General features: G+C 63.1%; 12 protein-coding genes and 1 pseudogene. 5 read left to right on the top strand and 8 right to left on the bottom strand.

Annotation, left to right across the window (positions count from 1 at the left end):
- The 4 genes and pseudogenes from PHW99_RS04815 to PHW99_RS04800 form a co-directional block, all read left to right on the top strand.
- Positions 1 to 815 (top strand): annotated as a pseudogene (locus PHW99_RS04815) (hypothetical protein); the annotation flags it as partial.
- 17 nt (positions 816 to 832) lie between these two features.
- Positions 833 to 3,772, top strand: a complete 2,940-nt coding sequence (locus tag PHW99_RS04810; RefSeq protein ID WP_300174328.1) for a DUF927 domain-containing protein — start codon at positions 833 to 835, stop codon at positions 3,770 to 3,772.
- A complete protein-coding gene (locus tag PHW99_RS04805; RefSeq protein ID WP_300174326.1) occupies positions 3,762 to 3,971 on the top strand; it encodes a hypothetical protein in 210 nt (69 codons plus the stop codon). Before PHW99_RS04810 ends, PHW99_RS04805 begins: the two co-directional genes overlap by 11 nt.
- A gap of 631 nt (positions 3,972 to 4,602) precedes the next feature.
- Entirely contained in the window at positions 4,603 to 4,968 is a 366-nt protein-coding gene (locus PHW99_RS04800) for a YkgJ family cysteine cluster protein (protein ID WP_300174324.1), read from the top strand.
- 49 nt (positions 4,969 to 5,017) lie between these two features.
- On the opposite strand, the gene PHW99_RS04795 is transcribed toward PHW99_RS04800, so the two are convergent.
- Genes PHW99_RS04795 through PHW99_RS04765 form a run of 7 tightly spaced genes read right to left on the bottom strand, consistent with a single transcriptional unit; the run spans position 5,018 to position 11,140 of the window.
- Positions 5,018 to 5,923, bottom strand: a complete 906-nt coding sequence (locus PHW99_RS04795; protein WP_300174322.1) for an aminotransferase class IV — start codon at positions 5,921 to 5,923, stop codon at positions 5,018 to 5,020.
- 17 nt (positions 5,924 to 5,940) lie between these two features.
- Entirely contained in the window at positions 5,941 to 6,984 is a 1,044-nt protein-coding gene (locus PHW99_RS04790) for a PLP-dependent cysteine synthase family protein (protein ID WP_300174321.1), read from the bottom strand.
- A gap of 1 nt (position 6,985) precedes the next feature.
- On the bottom strand, positions 6,986 to 7,762 hold the full coding sequence (locus PHW99_RS04785) for an ATP-binding cassette domain-containing protein (RefSeq protein WP_300174320.1): 777 nt from the start codon (positions 7,760 to 7,762) through the stop codon (positions 6,986 to 6,988).
- Between the two features lie 32 nt (positions 7,763 to 7,794).
- A complete protein-coding gene (locus PHW99_RS04780; protein ID WP_300174318.1) occupies positions 7,795 to 8,925 on the bottom strand; it encodes a succinylglutamate desuccinylase/aspartoacylase family protein in 1,131 nt (376 codons plus the stop codon).
- A 17-nt stretch (positions 8,926 to 8,942) separates the two neighbouring features.
- Entirely contained in the window at positions 8,943 to 9,656 is a 714-nt protein-coding gene (locus PHW99_RS04775) for an ABC transporter permease subunit (RefSeq protein ID WP_300174316.1), read from the bottom strand.
- Positions 9,656 to 10,342, bottom strand: coding sequence for an ABC transporter permease subunit (locus PHW99_RS04770; RefSeq protein ID WP_300174314.1), 687 nt, complete (start codon positions 10,340 to 10,342; stop codon positions 9,656 to 9,658). The genes PHW99_RS04775 and PHW99_RS04770 overlap by 1 nt, the downstream gene beginning before the upstream one ends.
- A gap of 30 nt (positions 10,343 to 10,372) precedes the next feature.
- Positions 10,373 to 11,140 carry a transporter substrate-binding domain-containing protein gene (locus PHW99_RS04765; protein WP_300174313.1) on the bottom strand — a complete coding sequence of 256 codons (768 nt, stop codon included), beginning with the start codon at positions 11,138 to 11,140 and terminating at the stop codon, positions 10,373 to 10,375.
- 253 nt (positions 11,141 to 11,393) lie between these two features.
- Between PHW99_RS04765 and PHW99_RS04760 the strand changes: the two genes are divergently transcribed.
- A complete protein-coding gene (locus tag PHW99_RS04760) occupies positions 11,394 to 14,534 on the top strand; it encodes an EAL domain-containing protein (protein ID WP_300174312.1) in 3,141 nt (1,046 codons plus the stop codon).
- Here the strand turns inward: PHW99_RS04760 and PHW99_RS04755 are convergent.
- Positions 14,518 to 17,061, bottom strand: coding sequence for an ABC transporter permease (locus tag PHW99_RS04755; protein WP_300174311.1), 2,544 nt, complete (start codon positions 17,059 to 17,061; stop codon positions 14,518 to 14,520). The genes PHW99_RS04760 and PHW99_RS04755 overlap by 17 nt on opposite strands.

Here is a 17,061-nt window from a genome sequence, read left to right as displayed (position 1 = left end):
AGGCGGCATGGGATCGTGTGAGTGCTGATACGCGTGTAAGCACGGCTGACATGCAAAAAGCATTTACAACCTACGCTGAATCAGCCATAGCAGCCAACAACGGTGTAGCCACTGACACCCTCAAGGCGCAGGCCGCCATGCGGGGTCTGCAAGTGCAAAGCAGCGCCACGGGCGACAGCATCGTCAGTGGCATGACGGATGCCGCAGGATCAGTCAGCGGCCTGACCCGCAACCTGGAAGCCGCCACGGGCGCTTATCTGGCCCTCAAGAACGCTGCCTACGAGGCCACCAGCGACAAAGGCAAGGCTCTGATGCAGGAATCAACGGCATTGCGCAAGGACGGCCAGCACCTGGCCGCAGGCTTTGCCCAAGAGCAGGCCAAATGGGCCGACGCCAGCCAGCAAAGCAAAACCGATCAAGAGACGTGGCTTAAAAACAGCCGCAGTCAGATGGACATCGTGCCCAATTTCACAAGCTTGGGAGAGGCGCAAGTTTGGTACGAGAACTGGAAACAGCAGCAGCGCCAAGCCTACGCCACCAGCATGCCTGATGGCTCTGGCCTGGCACAGGCCGTGGACTCCTGGACAGAATCCGAGTACCGTGCCCAGGTCAACCGCCTCAAAGGCCAGAAACGCGCCCAGGCCATTGATGATCAGGCGGGTACTGACGCTGGTGGCAACACTCCCACCAAACACATCTACACCGTCAATCTCAACATTGATGGCCGCAACACGGCCATCAATGCGGCCAGTGACACTGACGCCAAGAACTTGATCGCCGCGCTGCAGCGGGCTCAGAGATCAGCAGGCATGTGACCCGCTCACAAGGGAACATGAAAACAAGTCCAACCCCCGACCTGATCCGCGCCGCCCTGGCTCACATCCCGCCGAACCTGCCGCGTGATGAATGGGCACGGGTGGCCATGGCCATCAAGAGCGAATACCCAGACGAAACAGGCCGCGACCTGTTCACCGACTGGAGCGCTTCGGCTAAAGGCTACGACATCAAGGCCACCCGCTCCACCTGGAACAGCGTCAAGGCAGGTGGCGGCGTGGGCATTGGCACGCTGCTGCACCTGGCCAAACAAAACGGCTTTGTGCTGCCCCAGCCTGACCAAGCGCCAGCCAAGCCAGACCCCGAAGCCGTGGCACGCCTGGCCCGTGAGCGTGCCCAGCGCCAGCAAGCCGATGCCGCCAAAGAACAAGCCGCCCACGACCACGCTGCTGCCGAGGCTGCATTGCTTTGGGACAGCGCCAGCGAGTCAGGCACCAGCGCCTACCTGACCCGCAAGGCAGTGCAGCCCTACGGTGTGCGCTTTGCCGCCGATGGTCGGGTGCTGGTGCCCCTGCGTGACGCTGACGGCAAGCTGTGGAACGTGCAACGCATCGCCCCCGACAGGCCTGCCAGTGGTGGCACTGACAAACTGTTTTTGAAGGGTGGCCGCAAGTCGGGCCTGTGGCACTTGATTGGTGATCTGGGCACCGACCCCGCCGGGCCTGCTGTGCTGATGATTGGGGAGGGCTACGCCACTTGCGCCAGCGTGCACCAGGCCACGGGCTACCCGGTGGCTGTGGCCTTTGACGCGGGCAACCTGATCCACGTGGCCAAAGCCCTGCGCCAACTCTACCCCGCAGCCTTGCTGGTGCTGTGTGGTGACGATGATCGTCAGACCTTTGCAGAAAAAGGCCACAACCCCGGACGCACCAAGGCCGAAGCAGCGGCCAAGGCAGTGGGTGGCCTGGCAGTTTTTCCCGAAGGTTTGCCCGAGGTCGGTAGCGACTTCAACGACATGGCGGCAGCCGCAGGCATTGAAGCCGTGCGCCTGGTGCTGCATCACGCCATAGACACCCGCGAACCCTACCCAATGACCCCAAGCGCCCCGCCATCAGAAAAGACAAGCAACCCCACCAAGGCCACACCACGCAAGCCCAGCGGCCCCAAATCAGCACCGCCCGAAAACGCTGCAAGTGCTGGCGCTTTTGATCGTTTCCAAGTCAATAATGATGGCCTGTGGTTCACACCACCCGGCGACGATGGCGGCACACCGCGCAGGGTGTGCGGCCCGCTTCGCGTCACCGGGCTGGCACGCGATGCGCAAGACAACCAGGCCGCGCTGCTGCTGGAGTTTGACACCCCGTTCAAGAAGGGCCGCTGCTGGTTGATGCCCTTGACCATGCTGTCAGGCGATGGCACGGCCTACCGCGCCGCGTTGCTCAGTCAGGGCTTCATGACCCCCACCGATGCCAAGCGCAGGGGCTGGCTGACCGAATATTTTCAAAGTCGTAACCCTGCCACTTTGGAGCTGGTGCGGCACGTGCCCCGTGTGGGCTGGCATGGCCGCTGCTACGTTTTGCCCAACGAAACACTGGGAACCAACCCCTCCGGGGAGCGGGTGATTTTTCACAGTGAGGCGGGCATTGAAGCCAACTTCAACCAGCGCGGCCATCTGGATCAATGGCAGCAAGACCTTGGGCGGCTGTGCATTGGCAATAGCCGGGCTGCGTTTGCGGTGGCCACGGCCTTTGCCGGGCCGCTGTTGGTGTGGGCACCGGGCACCACAGGCGGCGGGGTGCACTACACAGGGAAAAGCAGTATTGGTAAAACCACATGCTTTCTGTTGGCCGCTAGCGTGTGGGGCAAGGGCACAGAAAAAGACCCTGACAGCTACATGCAAAAGTGGCGGGCCAGCTCAAACGGCCTTGAGTACCAGGGCGAACAGCACAATGACTGCACGCTAATCCTTGACGAGCTGGGGCAAATGGATGCGTCAGACGCGGGGCAGTCGGCCTATATGTTGGCTGACGGAATGGGCAAAACCCGCAGCAAAGGGGCAGGCGGCTTACGCCCTAAAGCCACCTGGCGGCTGCTGTTCCTGAGTAGTGGTGAAGTCACGTTGTCCCAGCACATGGAAAGCGTGGGCGGCAAGATGAAGGGCGGGCAAGAAGTGCGGATGATCCCCATCCCTACCGAGGTAGCTCCAGAGTCAGCGCTTGAGACACTCCATGAATTCGCCAGTGGGCACGAGCTATCGGGCTGGGTGATGCAACACGCGGGCCGCTGCTATGGCACACCAGGGCGGGCCTGGCTTGAATACTTGGTCAGTCACACCGATGGCCTGGCGGCGCTGATGCGTGAGCGCATCGACGCGACCGAGGCGATGCTGTTGCCCAGCGGTGCAGCCGGGCAGGTCAAGCGTGGGGCGCGGCGCTTTGCATTGATAGCCGCAGCGGGTGAGCTGGCTACGCAAGCGGGCTTAACGGGCTGGCCTGAAGGTGAGGCTACCAGGGCGGCAAAGATTTGCTTTGATGCCTGGATAAGCTCACGCGGCGGCGCTGGCAGTAGTGAGGTGACAGCCATGCTGCGGCAAGTGCGCCGCTTTCTGGAAACCCACGGTGAAGGCCGCTTTGCCATGTGGCACCGTGGCAGTGATGATCACGCCCCCAAGACCTTGCAGCGGGCCGGGGTGCGGCGCATGCTCAACGATCAAGGTGAACCCATCAAGACCAACAGCCAGCACGGTGCAGAGTTTGGCGACCGCATGCCCGCAGCCCTGGGTGAAGGTGTGAGCTTTGAATACTTCATCCTGGCTGAAACCTTCAGGGGTGAGGTGTGCCAAGGGTTTGACTACAAGGCCGTGGCCAGCGTGCTGCTTAATCATGGGTGCCTGTTGCCCGACAAGGGCCGCCTACATGACTGCAAGGCCCGTCTGCCTGGCCTTGGCAATACGTGGTGCTATCGCATCCCGCCTGCCATCTTTGAGCTTGAGCTGTAAGCACCAGACCAATGCCATTGCCCACCTGGCCAACAGTGCCAGCGTGGCCACTGCGTCAGCGTGTACCGGTCCGCGTGTGGGCGGCGGCGTGGTGGAGTTCTACCCGCGCTGCAAAAGCCTGGCGCTGCTTGATTCCAGCACCAAGGTGGGGGTGACACCCCCCCATAGGTACTCCTGGAGCAAAACGCCATCCGGGTAATTCGACCCCCGTGCTTCCGCTAGCTGCTGTGGCGTGGAAAAGTCCGGTTTTTGGTCCTATTTCTTGCCCGTTGTCCGGTTTCTGAACGTCAGCGAACGACAACGGAACGATTTGCCCCCAGTGCCCCCAAACAAAAACGATTTGCCCCCAAAATTTTGGGGGCAGATTTCATCAATGGCGACAATGACTTAGGGCAGTTATCCACAGTTGCCCCCAGTGCCCCCAACTTTTTTGGGCGCCTCTCCGATGAAATACGCACAAATCACCTCAAATCCTGCCGGGTTGGATGGGGTTCGCTGATCTGACATGACATGGTGACACCCCCCTATAGGTACTCCCACACCAAAACCCTTCGGGGGTAATTCGACCCACGTCGTCCGTGCGTGCGCACATGTTTGGCTTGGGTAGTCACCCGATACACGATACAGGTGTATCCAGCAACCGGACACTACCGCCGATCACCAGAAATACCCCCAGCGGTTGTAGCCTGGGGGTATTTCTGGGGGTACTTTTTAAATTTTGAAAATCAAAACCCAGCATTCATGCGGGTTTTCTGCCATCTTTCGAACGACTCCGTTCCGCCAATATAAAAAGCGCCTCTTGAGGCGCTTTTTTGTTTCTGACGCATGCCATGTCTGACCACATCGACAATCCCTGTGTCTCCTGCGGTGCCTGTTGTGCCTATTACCGGGTGTCTTTTTATTGCGGTGAGTTGTCTGACGGCTCGGGCGGGTGGGTGCCTGCCGAGCTGGCCAGCAAGGTCAATGACGTGATGGCCTGCATGAAAGGCACCGAGCGTGGTGGCGGGCGCTGTCTTGCCTTGCAGGGCCAACTGGGCCAGCCGGGTATCCGTTGCAGCATCTATGCCAACCGGCCGTCGACCTGCCGGGAGTTTGTGACCTGGCTGGCCGACGGCTCGCCGAATCCGGATTGTCTTGATATGCGCGCCAGGATCGGCTTGCCGGCACTGCAACGGCGTGAATGTCAGACGGATTGATTCACCGTCTGACGGGTGTGGTCATCCATCTGTCCAGGTTGTCCCGGCCTTAGCGCGAATAATCAATCGCCAGGCTGTAGGCCGGGTTTTGGTGCCAGTCCCAGTAGGTCTGGATCAGCTGGCGAGTGATCGGGCCTGGGCGGCCGTCACCAATCTGGCACTGGTCGACCCTGGTCACCGGCAGGATGCCACCGCCCGAGGTGGTGATGAAAACCTCGTCGGCATGTCTTAATTCGTCAGCCGGCAGCGGGCGCAGCTGCGGGGTCATGCCCCGTGACTGGGCGATTTCAATCACGGTGCGGCGGGTGATGCCTTCAAGCATGCCGGCATCCGGCGTGATCAGGGCGCCGTGACGGAGGCAGAACACGTTGAATCCCGGGCCTTCCACCACGTTACCCTGCGCATCCACCAGCAGCACGCTGTCAGCGCCGGCGTCCAGGGCATCAAGCAGCCCCATGGTCAGGTCGTTCCAGTGGTAGTTCTTGGCCCGTGGGTCTACCGAGGTGGACGGAATCCGCTGCACCTCGCTGATCTTCAGATGCAGGCCCTGGTCGCGTTGTTCGGCATTGGCGATCCAGACATAGGGCACGGCAAAGGCATAAAACTGGTTGACCGCCTGGCGTGGGTCACGCGACCCCCAGGCGGGTTGGCCACGGGTGCAGATCATTTCGACATAAGACGAGCGCAAGCCGCTCAGACGCACACATTGCGACAGCACCTCGGTGATCTGCTGGGCATTCAGGCCCGGGTCGAGGCGCCAGCGCTGGCAACTGTGGAGAAAGCGCTCCAGATGGGCCTCCAGACGGAAAAAAGCGCCGTCCCAGACCGTCACTACGTCGTAAGTGGCGTCGGAGCGCAGGAACCCCCAGTCAGTGATGGGAATGGCGGCCTCGGCAATGGGGACATAACGCCCTTGGACAAAGGCCATGCCGTCGGGAAATTGGGTTGGGGTCATGGTGTGATGATGGTCAATCAGGTCAGTTGTTCCCGTAGCCGCGCCTGCGCGGCACCGCTGTCACCAATGTGGTTCAGTGCCCATACCGGGTCGAAGTACGACCCCAGATAACGTTCTCCGGAGTCACACAGCAGCGACAGGATCGAGCCACGTTCCCCTTTGTGGCGCATCTCGCAGGCCAGTGCCAGCATGCCGACAAAGTTGGTGCCGGTGGACGGCCCGACCTTGCGTCCCAGCAAATCGGTGAGGATGTGCATGGCCGCCACCGAGTCCACATCCGCGACGTCGATCATCCGGTCAACCAGGGTGCGGATGAAACTGGCCTCCACTCGGGGGCGGCCAATCCCTTCGATGCGTGAGCCCGGGCCGGTCAGACTGGCATCGCCGCTGCGGTAATACGCGCCAAACACCGAGCCCACCGGGTCAGGCACACAGACCTGGGTGGCGTGCCGCTGGTAGCGCACATAACGGCCAATGGTGGCGCTGGTTCCGCCGGTGCCAGCTCCCACCACAATCCAGCGGGGCACCGGAAACCGTTCGCGCGCCATCTGGCTGAACATGCTCTGCGCAATGTTGTTGTTGCTGCGCCAGTCGGTGGCGCGTTCGGCATAGGTGAACTGGTCCATGTAGTGCCCGCCGGTCTGGGTGGCCAGCGCCCGGGCCTCGTCGTAAACCGCTGAGGCACTGTCCACCAGGTGACAGCGACCGCCGTAAAACGTGATTTGCGCAATTTTTTCTGCCGAGGTGCTTTTGGGCATGACCGCAATGAAGGGCAGGCCCAGCAGGCGGGCAAAGTAGGCCTCGCTCACGGCGGTGGAGCCGCTGGAGGACTCCACCACGGTGGACCCCTCGTGCAGCCAGCCATTACACAGGCTGTAGAGAAACAGCGAACGCGCCAGCCGGTGTTTCAGGCTGCCGGTGGGGTGGGTGGATTCGTCTTTCAGGTACAGGTCAATGCCGTGCCGGGCAAAACCGGGCAGCGGCAGGGCGATCAGGTGGGTGTCCGCACTGCGCTGGTAGTCGGCCTCGATCTGGGCTATCGCGTGGTGCAGCCAGTTCATGTTATTTGAGGCTGCCTGACAGGAATTGAGCCAGGCGCACACTCTTCGGACTGGCCAACACCTGGGCCGGGTTACCCTGCTCTTCAATCAGGCCGCGGTGCAAAAAGATCAGGTGATTGGAGACCTCGCGGGCAAAACCCATCTCGTGTGTCACCACCACCATGGTGCGCCCTTCCAGCGCCAGGTTTTTCATGACCTTGAGCACCTCGGACACCAGTTCCGGGTCGAGGGCGCTGGTGGGTTCGTCGAACAGCATCACCTCGGGCTCCATGGCCAGCGCCCGGGCAATGGCCACACGCTGCTGCTGGCCACCACTCAAATGGGCCGGGTAGCTGTCCTCCTTGCCTTCAAGCCCCACCTTGGCCAGGTACTTGCGGGCGGTGTCTATCGCCTGGTCGCGTGGCACCTTCATCACATGCACCGGGGCCTCAATGATGTTTTGCAGCACCGTCATGTGGGCCCACAGGTTGAAATGCTGGAACACCATGGCCAGCTTGGTCCGCAGGCGCGCCAGTTGGGCGGGGTTGGCCGCATGCAGTTCGCCGTTTGAGGCGGCAGTCAGGTGCAGTTCTTCACCCGCCACGTTGATCCGTCCCTGATGCGGCTTTTCCAGCAGGTTGATGCAGCGCAGGAACGTGCTTTTGCCAGAACCTGAGCTGCCAATGATGCTGATCACGTCGCCGGCGTGGGCGGTCAGAGACACACCTTTGAGCACCTCATTGGCGCCAAAGCGCTTGTGGATGTTTTCAACCTGGAGTTTGAGAGGCGTGGTGGTCATGTCGATGGGTTCAGTAGGGCGCATGGACGTCTTCAGTCACCTAACAAGGTGCCGGTACGGAAGGCCTTGGCACCGGCGATTTTGCCCAGCTCCCCGCCGGTGGTGATGTAACGATCCCGGATGCGGGCATAAAACACGCCGTCAACCCCGGCCAGCACCGGCGCCGTGTGTTTGGCAATCGGGTCGATGATCTCGGCCACCAGGTCACCTTTTTTCAGGGTCTGGCCGGGCACCGCGGCAAAGACCACCATACCGGGGCTGCGGGCATACAGGGTTTCGGAGCCTGCCAGTGGTGTGGCTTCACACAACGCGGCCGGCACCGCGGGTGCGGTGACACAGGTCCAGACCCCGATGTATTGCAGCCAGTTGACGATGGCCTGGGCATCCTGCTGCGCCCAGGCGTGGCTGACATCGAGTTCGCCACGCAGCTCAATGGTGGTGCTGCAGCAGCCCTGCGGCAGTGGTTTGGAGTTGCCGGCGGCAGCGAGTTTTTCGGACAACTGCCACCAGGCGCTGGACAGGCATTCGTCGATCGGGCGATTGCCCGAATTGCGCGCCAGCAATGTCGCCCGGCTGCCCAGGAAATGCGCCAGCGGGGCCAATTGGGGCCAGCACGGCTCTTCGGTGTAGAAATGCAACACGGCTTCACAGTCGCAGTGCAGGTCGAGCATGTAGTCAGCATCGTGTGACAGTGTCAGCAGGGTGCGGCGCAAGCTTTGCAGCTCGGTATTGGGAGTCCAGCTTTGCAGGTAGTCCCCGATAGCGCGGCGCACCAGCTGCACGTTGGCGCTGGCGTCGTCGGTCAGCGCGCCCGAGACCACCTCAACAATGGCGCTGGCCAGGTCGGGGTAAAAGCGGTTGAAGTTTTCCGAGGTGTCAAGCTCAAACCGGCCCATCGGTTTATGGTCCAGCCGTTGCGCCAGGCCAATCGGGTTGGCCACCGGCACCAGCACAATCTCGCCCCGGATCAGACCGGCAGCCTCGGCGGCCTCCAGCTGTGCGCGCAGGTGATGCGCCGTTAGCATGCCGGGCAATTCTTCGGCGTGCAGGCTGGCTTGAATGTAGATTTTCCGCCCGCTGCCAGGCTGGCCAAAATGAAAACTGGTGAGGGTTTTGTGGCTGCCCAGGCTGGGGGATAACAGGGGGTGGTCAAAGCGCTGCATGGCAACAGGTCATCCGGTTAGGTTTTGCGCGGGGCCAGGTAAGCCAGAAGCCGCCCCTCGCTGAAGCGGAAAAAGCCGATCAGGCAAAACGAGGCCGCCAGGTAGATGGCGGCGGCAGCCAGGTAAGCTTCGAACGGCAGGTAATAGGTGGCATAGATGCGGCTGGCGGCTGAAGTCACGTCCAGCATATTGGGCACCGCACTGGCCAGGCTGGTGCTGTGCAACATCATCACCACTTCGTTGCTGTAGGCTGGCAGGGTACGGCGCAGGGCGCTGGGCAGCACGACGCGCAGCATGGTCTGGAAGCGGCTCATGCCATACGCCTGCGCGGCTTCGATCTCGCCAGCACTGGTTTCTCGGATGGCGCCAGCCAGCATTTCGGCGGTGTAGCCCGCTGTGTTCAGGCTGAACGCCAGCAGGGCACAAAAGAAAGGCTCTTTGAAATGGGTCCAGGGCCAAACCGAGTCCCAGCGGGCCTGAATCCACTCCAGCTGGCCCAGGCCGTAATAGATCAGATAAACCTGAATCAGCAGCGGCGTGCCGCGGATGACAAAGGTGTAGGCACCCACCAGCCAGCGTAACGGCGCCCAAGGGCCGGTCAGGATCAAGGCAAAGACCAGTGCCAGCACGGCGCCAACCGCCAGTGACGAGGCCAGCAACCACAGCGTGATCACAATACCGTTGCCAAACAGCGCCAAGTTGTCGGGCTCAAAAATGACCGCCCACTCCATCACAAGGTCCCCCGCTTGGCGCCCAGGCTGTAACGGGCATTGACCCGTCTGAGCACTGCCAGGGAAATCGAGGTGTAAATCAGGAACAGCGCGCCGGTGAACAGAAAAAACATGAACGGTGAGCGGGTGGCGGCGCTGGCCTGTTTGGCCAGATAGGTCATCTCCTGCAGGCCAATCAGGCTCACCAGCGCGGTGGCCTTGATCAGCACCAGCCAGTTATTGGTGAAGCCGGGCAGCGCGTAACGCACCATCTGCGGCAAGGTGATGCGCAGAAAGGTCTGCAGGCGCGACATGCCAAATGCCCAGGCGGCCTCCATCTGGCCTTTGGGGATGCTCAGAATGGCGCCGCGAAAGGTTTCGGTCATGTAGGCGCCGTAGATGAAACCAATGGTCAGTACCCCGGCGGTGAACGGTTCGATGTCGACGGTGGCTTCGCTGCCGAGTTTTTCCAGCAGGGTATTGATGCCAATCGTGCCGCCATAAAACACCAGCAGCATCAACACCAGATCAGGAATGCCACGGATGATGGTGGTGTAAAAAGTGGCCAGCCCCACCAGAATGGGCCGGCCCGAGAGTTTGGCCGCGGCACCGGCCAGGCCAAACAGAATGGCCACCAGCAAGGCCAGCAGGGACACCCCGATCGTCAGTAGGGAACCGTGCAGGATGACCCAGAAGTACGATTGCATCAGAGGTGGATCGCTGGCCGTGGGGTCGGATTACTTGCCGTAAACGTCGAACTTGAAGTACTTGTCGTTGATGGCCTTGTACTTGCCATTGGCGCGAATGGTCTTGATGGCCGCATTGATTTCCTTCTTCAGGTCAGCCTGACCCTTGCGCAGCGCCACACCGGCACCCACGCCGAAGTATTTGGGGATGAACAGCTCGGTGCCGACGAACTGGTAGTTCTCACCGCCCGGCTTGCTCAGAAAGCCACCGGTGACTTCCATGGTGTCGGCCACCGTGCCGTCCAGACGGCCGGCCTTGATGTCCAGGTAAACCTGGTCCTGGGCATCATAAGACACCACTTCCACACCCTTGGTCTTGAGTTCGCCCAGGGCGTATTTCTCCTGGGTGGAGGCCTTCAACACACCGATCTTCTTGCCCTTGATCGAGGCCGGGCCGTCAAACTTGATGTCTTTTTTCAGGACGATCTTGCTGGGGGTGTTGTAGTACTTGTCGGTGAAGTCCACCTGTTTCAGGCGTTCTTCGGTGATCGACATCGAGCTGATGATCACGTCGTATTTTTTGGCCAGCAGGCCGGGAATCATGCCGTCCCAGGCCTGTTCGACAAACACGCATTTGCGCTTGATCTGTTCACACAGGGCATTGGCAATATCCACGTCAAAACCGGTGGGTTTGCCGTCTGCGGTCTTGAAGGTGAAAGGTTCGTAAGTGGCATCAATCGCCACCTTGAGGTCTTTGTTCTGGGCAAAAGCCGAGGCGCACAAGGCGCTGATAGCAGCAGCAAGCAGGAGTTTCTTCATACTGTGACTTTCTTCAGGAATGCAGGCACAAGCCCGGCAGGTTAATAAAAAATGAAAAGCTGATTCTATGGCCAGCCCCGCGTCCGGATGGTGCAGGTTTTTACCTAGCCATCGGAGCCACTTTCCCAAGCAAGTTTCACACCATATCAGTGACTTATGATTTGACTTGCTTATGCATACCTTCTTCCGTTTTCAGCCCCCAGGTGGCGATTTGGTTCGCGTTGGGGGGTGCCGCAAGCCCCAACGGAGCCTGGTGTTGTGGGTTCTGGGCCTGGCCCTGCTGCTGGCGGCGTGGCCAAGCCATGCGTTGGATACGGTCAAGATCGCTGTGCTGGCGTTTCGGCCCAAGGCGCAAACCCTGGCACAGTGGCAGCCCTTGGTGAAGGTGCTCAAAGCCAGTGTCCCGGATTACGACTTTGAGGTGCGGGCCTACACCCTCGCAGAAATGGAGGCGGTGGTGGCCCGGCAGGAGGTGGAATTTGTCCTGACCAACCCGGGACACTATGTGAAGCTGGCCCGGCTGACCGACCTGAAGGCGCCGCTGGCCACCCTGCTGGTGAATGAAAGTGGCGTGGAGGTGGCCGGCTTTGGCGGCGTCATGTTCACCCGCTCCGATCGGCCCGAGCCGGTGTCACTGTCCGAACTCAAGAACATGACGATGGCGGCGGTTGGCAGCGACTCTCTCGGGGGCTACCAGATGCAGGCCTTTGAGCTGCTGCGCGTGGGTGTGGTGCTGAATGCGTCCAGCAAGCTGATGTTCACCGGGGTGCCGCAGGACCGGGTGGTGGCGGCCGTCTTGCAAGGCAAGGCGGACGTTGGTTTTGTCCGCACCGGCCTGCTCGAAGCCATGCAGCGCGAAGGCAAACTCGATCTGGCGCAGGTGCGGGTGCTCAATGCGCAGCAGCTCACCGGTTTTCCGGTGTTGTCGTCGACCCCGTTGTACCCGGAATGGCCGTTTTCCTATCTCGGTCATGTGGATGAACATCTGGCTCGGCGCGTGACTGCCGCGTTGTTCTCGATCCAGGCGGATTCCGCCAGCGCCCAGGCCATGGGTATCCGCGGGTTCTCGGTGCCGGACGACTATTCGCGTGTGGCCGACGTGCTGCGGGCCTTGCGCATGCCGCCGTTTGACGTCGAGCCGGCGTTCACCCTGCGTGATGTGGTGCTGCGTTACCGCACCGAGCTGATGGGGGCCGGTGTGGCCCTGCTGTTGATCCTGTTGCTCGGCGCGCGCCTGTGGATGACCGGGCAGCAATTGCGCTCGCGCCAGAACCAGGTGCTGCGCCAGCGGCAGGCGCTGGCGGAGAGTGAATTTCGCTGGAAGTTTGCGGTCGAGGCCTCTGGCGGCGGCTTGTGGGACTGGAATATTCCAGCGGGCACGCTGTTCCTGTCGGAAAGCTGGAAAGCCACACTCGGTTACCAGGACCATGAACTGGGCCAAAACACCAACGAGTGGGAGTCGCGCCTGCATCCGGACGACCGCGCCTCGACGCTGGCGGCGCTTAACCAATGTCTGCGCGGTGAGACGCCGCGTTATCGCCATGAAAACCGTGTGCGCTGCAAGGACGGCAGCTACAAGTGGATGCTGGAGCAGGGGCAGATTGTCAGCCGTGATGCCCATGGCAAAGCCCTGCGCATGATCGGCATTGACACCGACATCACCGAGCGGCGCCAGACCGAAGACCAGCTGCGGCTGGCCGCCAGCGTGTTTGAACACGCCCGCGAAGGCATTTGCATCACCGATGCCGACGCCAACATCGTTGACGCCAATGCCGCCTTCGCCACCATCACCGGCTACCGCCGCGAAGAGGTGCTGGGCCGCAACCCCCGGATCCTGAGTTCGGGTCGGCAAAGCCACGAGTTTTACCAGGCCATGTTTGCCGAACTGAAGTCAGTCGGCCACTGGCAAGGTGAACTCTGGAACCGGCGCAAGGACGGCGAGGTGTACGCCGAACTGCTCACCATCAGTGCGGTCCGTGATGCCGCGCAATCGGTCCAGCACTATGTGGCCATGTTTTTCGACATCACGGCCAACAAGGAACACCAGCAGCAGCTGGAACACATTGCCCACTTTGACGCGCTGACCAACCTGCCCAACCGGGTGTTGTTGGCCGACCGGCTCAAGCAGGCCATGGCCCAGGCACAGCGCCGGGGCCAGCTGGTGGCCGTGGCCTATCTGGACCTGGATGGCTTCAAACAGATCAACGACACCTATGGCCACGAAGCCGGTGACCAGCTGCTCGTCGGCGTGGCCGGCAACATGCGCAACGCCCTGCGTGAGGGCGACACCCTGGCGCGCCTGGGCGGCGACGAGTTTGTGGCGGTGCTGGCCGACCTGTCCGATGCCAATGACTGCGCCGGAACCCTGAAACGGCTGCTGGCCGCCGCCGCCCTGTCCATGCCGTTTGGTGATGTGCGGCTGCAGGTGTCGGCCAGCCTGGGTGTGACCTTTTATCCGCAGGCCGAGCCGGTGGATGCCGACCAGCTCATGCGCCAGGCCGATCAGGCCATGTACCAGGCCAAGGTGTCGGGCAAGAACCGTTACCACGCCTTTGATGCGGCGCATGACCGCAGCGTGCGCGGGCTGCACGAAAGCCTGGATGAAATCGCCCGCGCCCTTGAACACGCGGAATTTGAGCTGTATTACCAGCCCAAGGTCAACCTGCAAACCGGTGTGGTGATCGGTGCCGAAGCGCTGATCCGTTGGCAGCACCCGACCAAGGGGCGGCTGTCGCCGGCCGACTTTTTACCGGTGGTGGAAGACCATGCGCTGGCGGTCAGCCTGGGGGAATGGGTGATCCGCGCCGCCCTGACACAGATGCAGCAGTGGCAGGCCCAGGGCCTGGTGTTCCAGGTGAGTGTGAACGTCGGCGCCCGCCAGCTGCAGGAGGAAAATTTTGTCCAGCGTCTGGCCGAGATGCTGGCCCGGTTCCCCGGCGTCGATACCACCTTGTTGCAGCTCGAAGTGCTGGAAACCAGCGCGCTGCATGACCTGGAGCGCACCGCCCGGGTGATCCATGACTGCCAGCAGCTCGGGGTGGGGTTTGCGCTGGATGACTTCGGCACCGGTTATTCCTCCCTGACCTACCTGAAGTACCTGCCGGTCGAGGTGATCAAGATCGACCAGAGTTTTGTGCGCGGCATGCTGGCAGATGCAGACGATCTGGCCATCATGGAAGGGGTGATCGGTCTGGCGCGTGCCTTCAAGCGTCAGGTGATTGCCGAAGGTGTCGAAACCGTGGCGCACGGCACCCTGCTGCTGCGGCTGGGCTGCCATCTGGCGCAGGGCTACGGCATTGCCCGCCCGATGCCGGCCAGCGAACTGCCCGGCTGGCTGGCCAGCTGGCACCCCGATCCGGCCTGGGCCGGGGTGGCGCCTACCAGTCTTCCTTGACCGCCAGCACCGCATCCTGAGCCGCTGCCGCACGGGCCGCCAGCCAGGCCGTGACGGTGCCGGCCAGCACCACCGCCAGGCACAGTGCCAGCAATTTGAGCCAGGGCACCATCAGCGTCATGGTCCAGTGAAAACTCTGCGGGTTGACCACATGCACCAGCACCACCGACACCAGCAGCCCCAGGCCCAGACCGGCCAGCGCACCCAGGGTGGTCCAGGCCAGCCCCTCCAGCGCCACCACCGTCTGGATCTGGCGGCGCGTCAGCCCCAGGTGCGCCAGCAGACCGAACTCCTTGCGCCGCGCCAGCACCTGGGCGCTGAAGCTGGCCGCCACGCCAAACAGGCCAATCGCGATCGCCACCGCCTGCAGCCAGGTGGTGACGGCAAAGCTGCGGTCAAAGATCTTCAGCGAGCGGGCGCGGATCTGCGCTGCGCTGCCAAACTCCAGCGCCAGCTCCGGGGCCAGGGCCTGCAGCGCCTGCTGGACGGCTGGCGCGGTGTCGGGCTGCGTCAGCCACAAGGCCAGATCATTGGTGCGCCCATCCCCCGTCAGACGCTGGAAGGCGGCCAGATCCATCGCGATGGCGCCACTCTGGCGGGCGTAATCACGCCACACGCCAGCTACAAAAAACGTAGCTGATGAGGCATATTCCTTCCGGGCTAGAGGCCTAAAAGCCTGGTCAAACAAGGGGAAAGGCTGACCCACCCGGGCGCCATGCAGATCGACCACCGCCTCACTGACAAACAGGCCGATCTGGCCTGGCGGCACCGGCAGCGCGGTTGTGGTCAGTGGCAGGCTGCGCGCCGGGTCACCCAGTTCACGCGCCAGCAGCGCCACCGGCGGCAGACTGGCCTGCAAGGGCAGAGGCACCCAGCGCTGGGCCTGCACCTGTCGCACCCCGGGCAGCTGGGTCGCGGCCTCGACCAGCTGCGGGCTGAAAAACACCGGGTCGTGGCTGCTTGAGAGGACGGCGCTGCGCACATACAGGTCGGCTGGCAGCAGCTGGTCCAGCCACTGGCTGACCGAATCCCGAAAACTCGCCACCATCACCGTCAGCGCCACCGCCAGGCTCAGGGATGCCACCACGCCGCTGACCGCCACAGCCGCGGTGTCGCGCTGGCGGCGCGCGCGCTCCAGCGCCAGCAGCGGCAGGGTCTGGCGCGCCAGCCGCGGCGCCAGTTGGCCCAGCAGCAGACCAATCAGCCCCGGCAGCGCCGTGATGCCGCCCACCAGCAGCAGGCCAATGGCCACATAAGCCGCCAGCGGGATGCCAGCCACCGGCGGTGCCTGCGTCAGCGCCGCGCCGGCCACGATCAACACCAGACTCAGCCCCGGCCCGCTGCGCTGCGGTCCCTGGCTGCCCAGGCCCTTGAGCGTCTGGGCGGGCGGCAATTGCTGCGCCCGGCGCGCCGGCCACCAGCCACCGGCCAGGGCGGCGGCCACACCAAGCGCGCCATAAACCAGCGCCGCGCCGGCGCTGAACTGCAGGTCGGGTGCCGCCCCGGCAAAAAAGCCGCCGCCCAGATCGCCCCCGAGCAGGCGCAAGGCCAGCGCCGCCAGTGCCGTGCCCAGCGCCAGCCCGGCGCCGCTGCCGACCAGGCCCAGCGCCAGCGACTCCCACAGCACCAGCGCCAGCCGCGCCCGCGCGCCCAGGCCCAGCACCCCCAGCAGGGCGAATTGCTGCGCGCGTTTGGCGACACTGAGCGACAGCACCGAAAACACCAGAAACGCGCCGGTGAACAGGGCCATCAGCGCCAGCACCGTCAGGTTGACACGGTAGGCGCGGGACAGGTTGCCGATCTGGGCTGGGCTGTTGTCGGGCACGGCCACTGTCACCCCTTGCGGCCAGTCGGGTGCGGCCTGCAGGGTGCGTGCCAGCGCCTCGCGCGACACCCCGGGCTGCAGCCGCAGGTCGATGCGGCTGAGCTGGCCCTGCCGGTCAAACAGCTCCTGGGCGGCACCTATGTCCATCACCGCCAGCGCTGGCCCGCTGGCCCGCACGCTGCCGGCCACCACCACGCTGTGCCATTGCCGGCCGCTTTGCAGTTGCAGCGTGGGGGCAGCGGCCGTCAGGCGCTGGGCCGCGGGGTTCAGAAACACCTGCCCCGGGCTCAGCAGAGCCCAGCGGCTGGCGTGGGCGGCGGACGGCTGCGGCATCAGGTCCGGGGCCAGCGCCGGCAGCACCAGGGCATCCACGCCCAGCACGCGCAGCGGCCGCAGGCCTTGCGGCGTCTGGATGGCGCTGCCGATGTCCAGCACCGGCGCCGCCAGCGCCACGCCGGGGGTGCGCGCCACCCGCGCAAACAGCGCCTCGTCAAACGATCCCTGCACGGCGCGCAGCTCCAGGTCACTCTGGCCGCCGACCGAACGCGCCGCCTGGGCAAACTCGTCCAGCGCCGAGTTGTTGATCAGGTGCACCGCAAACGCCAGCGCCACCCCCAGCATCACCGCCAGCACCGCGGCACCATGGCGCCACGGGTGCTGGCGCAGCTCCTGCCAGGAGAAGGTGCAGAGCAGGGATAACAC

The organism is Rhodoferax sp., from assembly GCF_028689305.1.
In the GTDB taxonomy this organism is placed as follows: domain Bacteria; phylum Pseudomonadota; class Gammaproteobacteria; order Burkholderiales; family Burkholderiaceae_C; genus Rhodoferax.
Note: the sequence above shows the minus strand (reverse complement) of the source record. Positions and strands in the feature narration are given on the sequence as shown.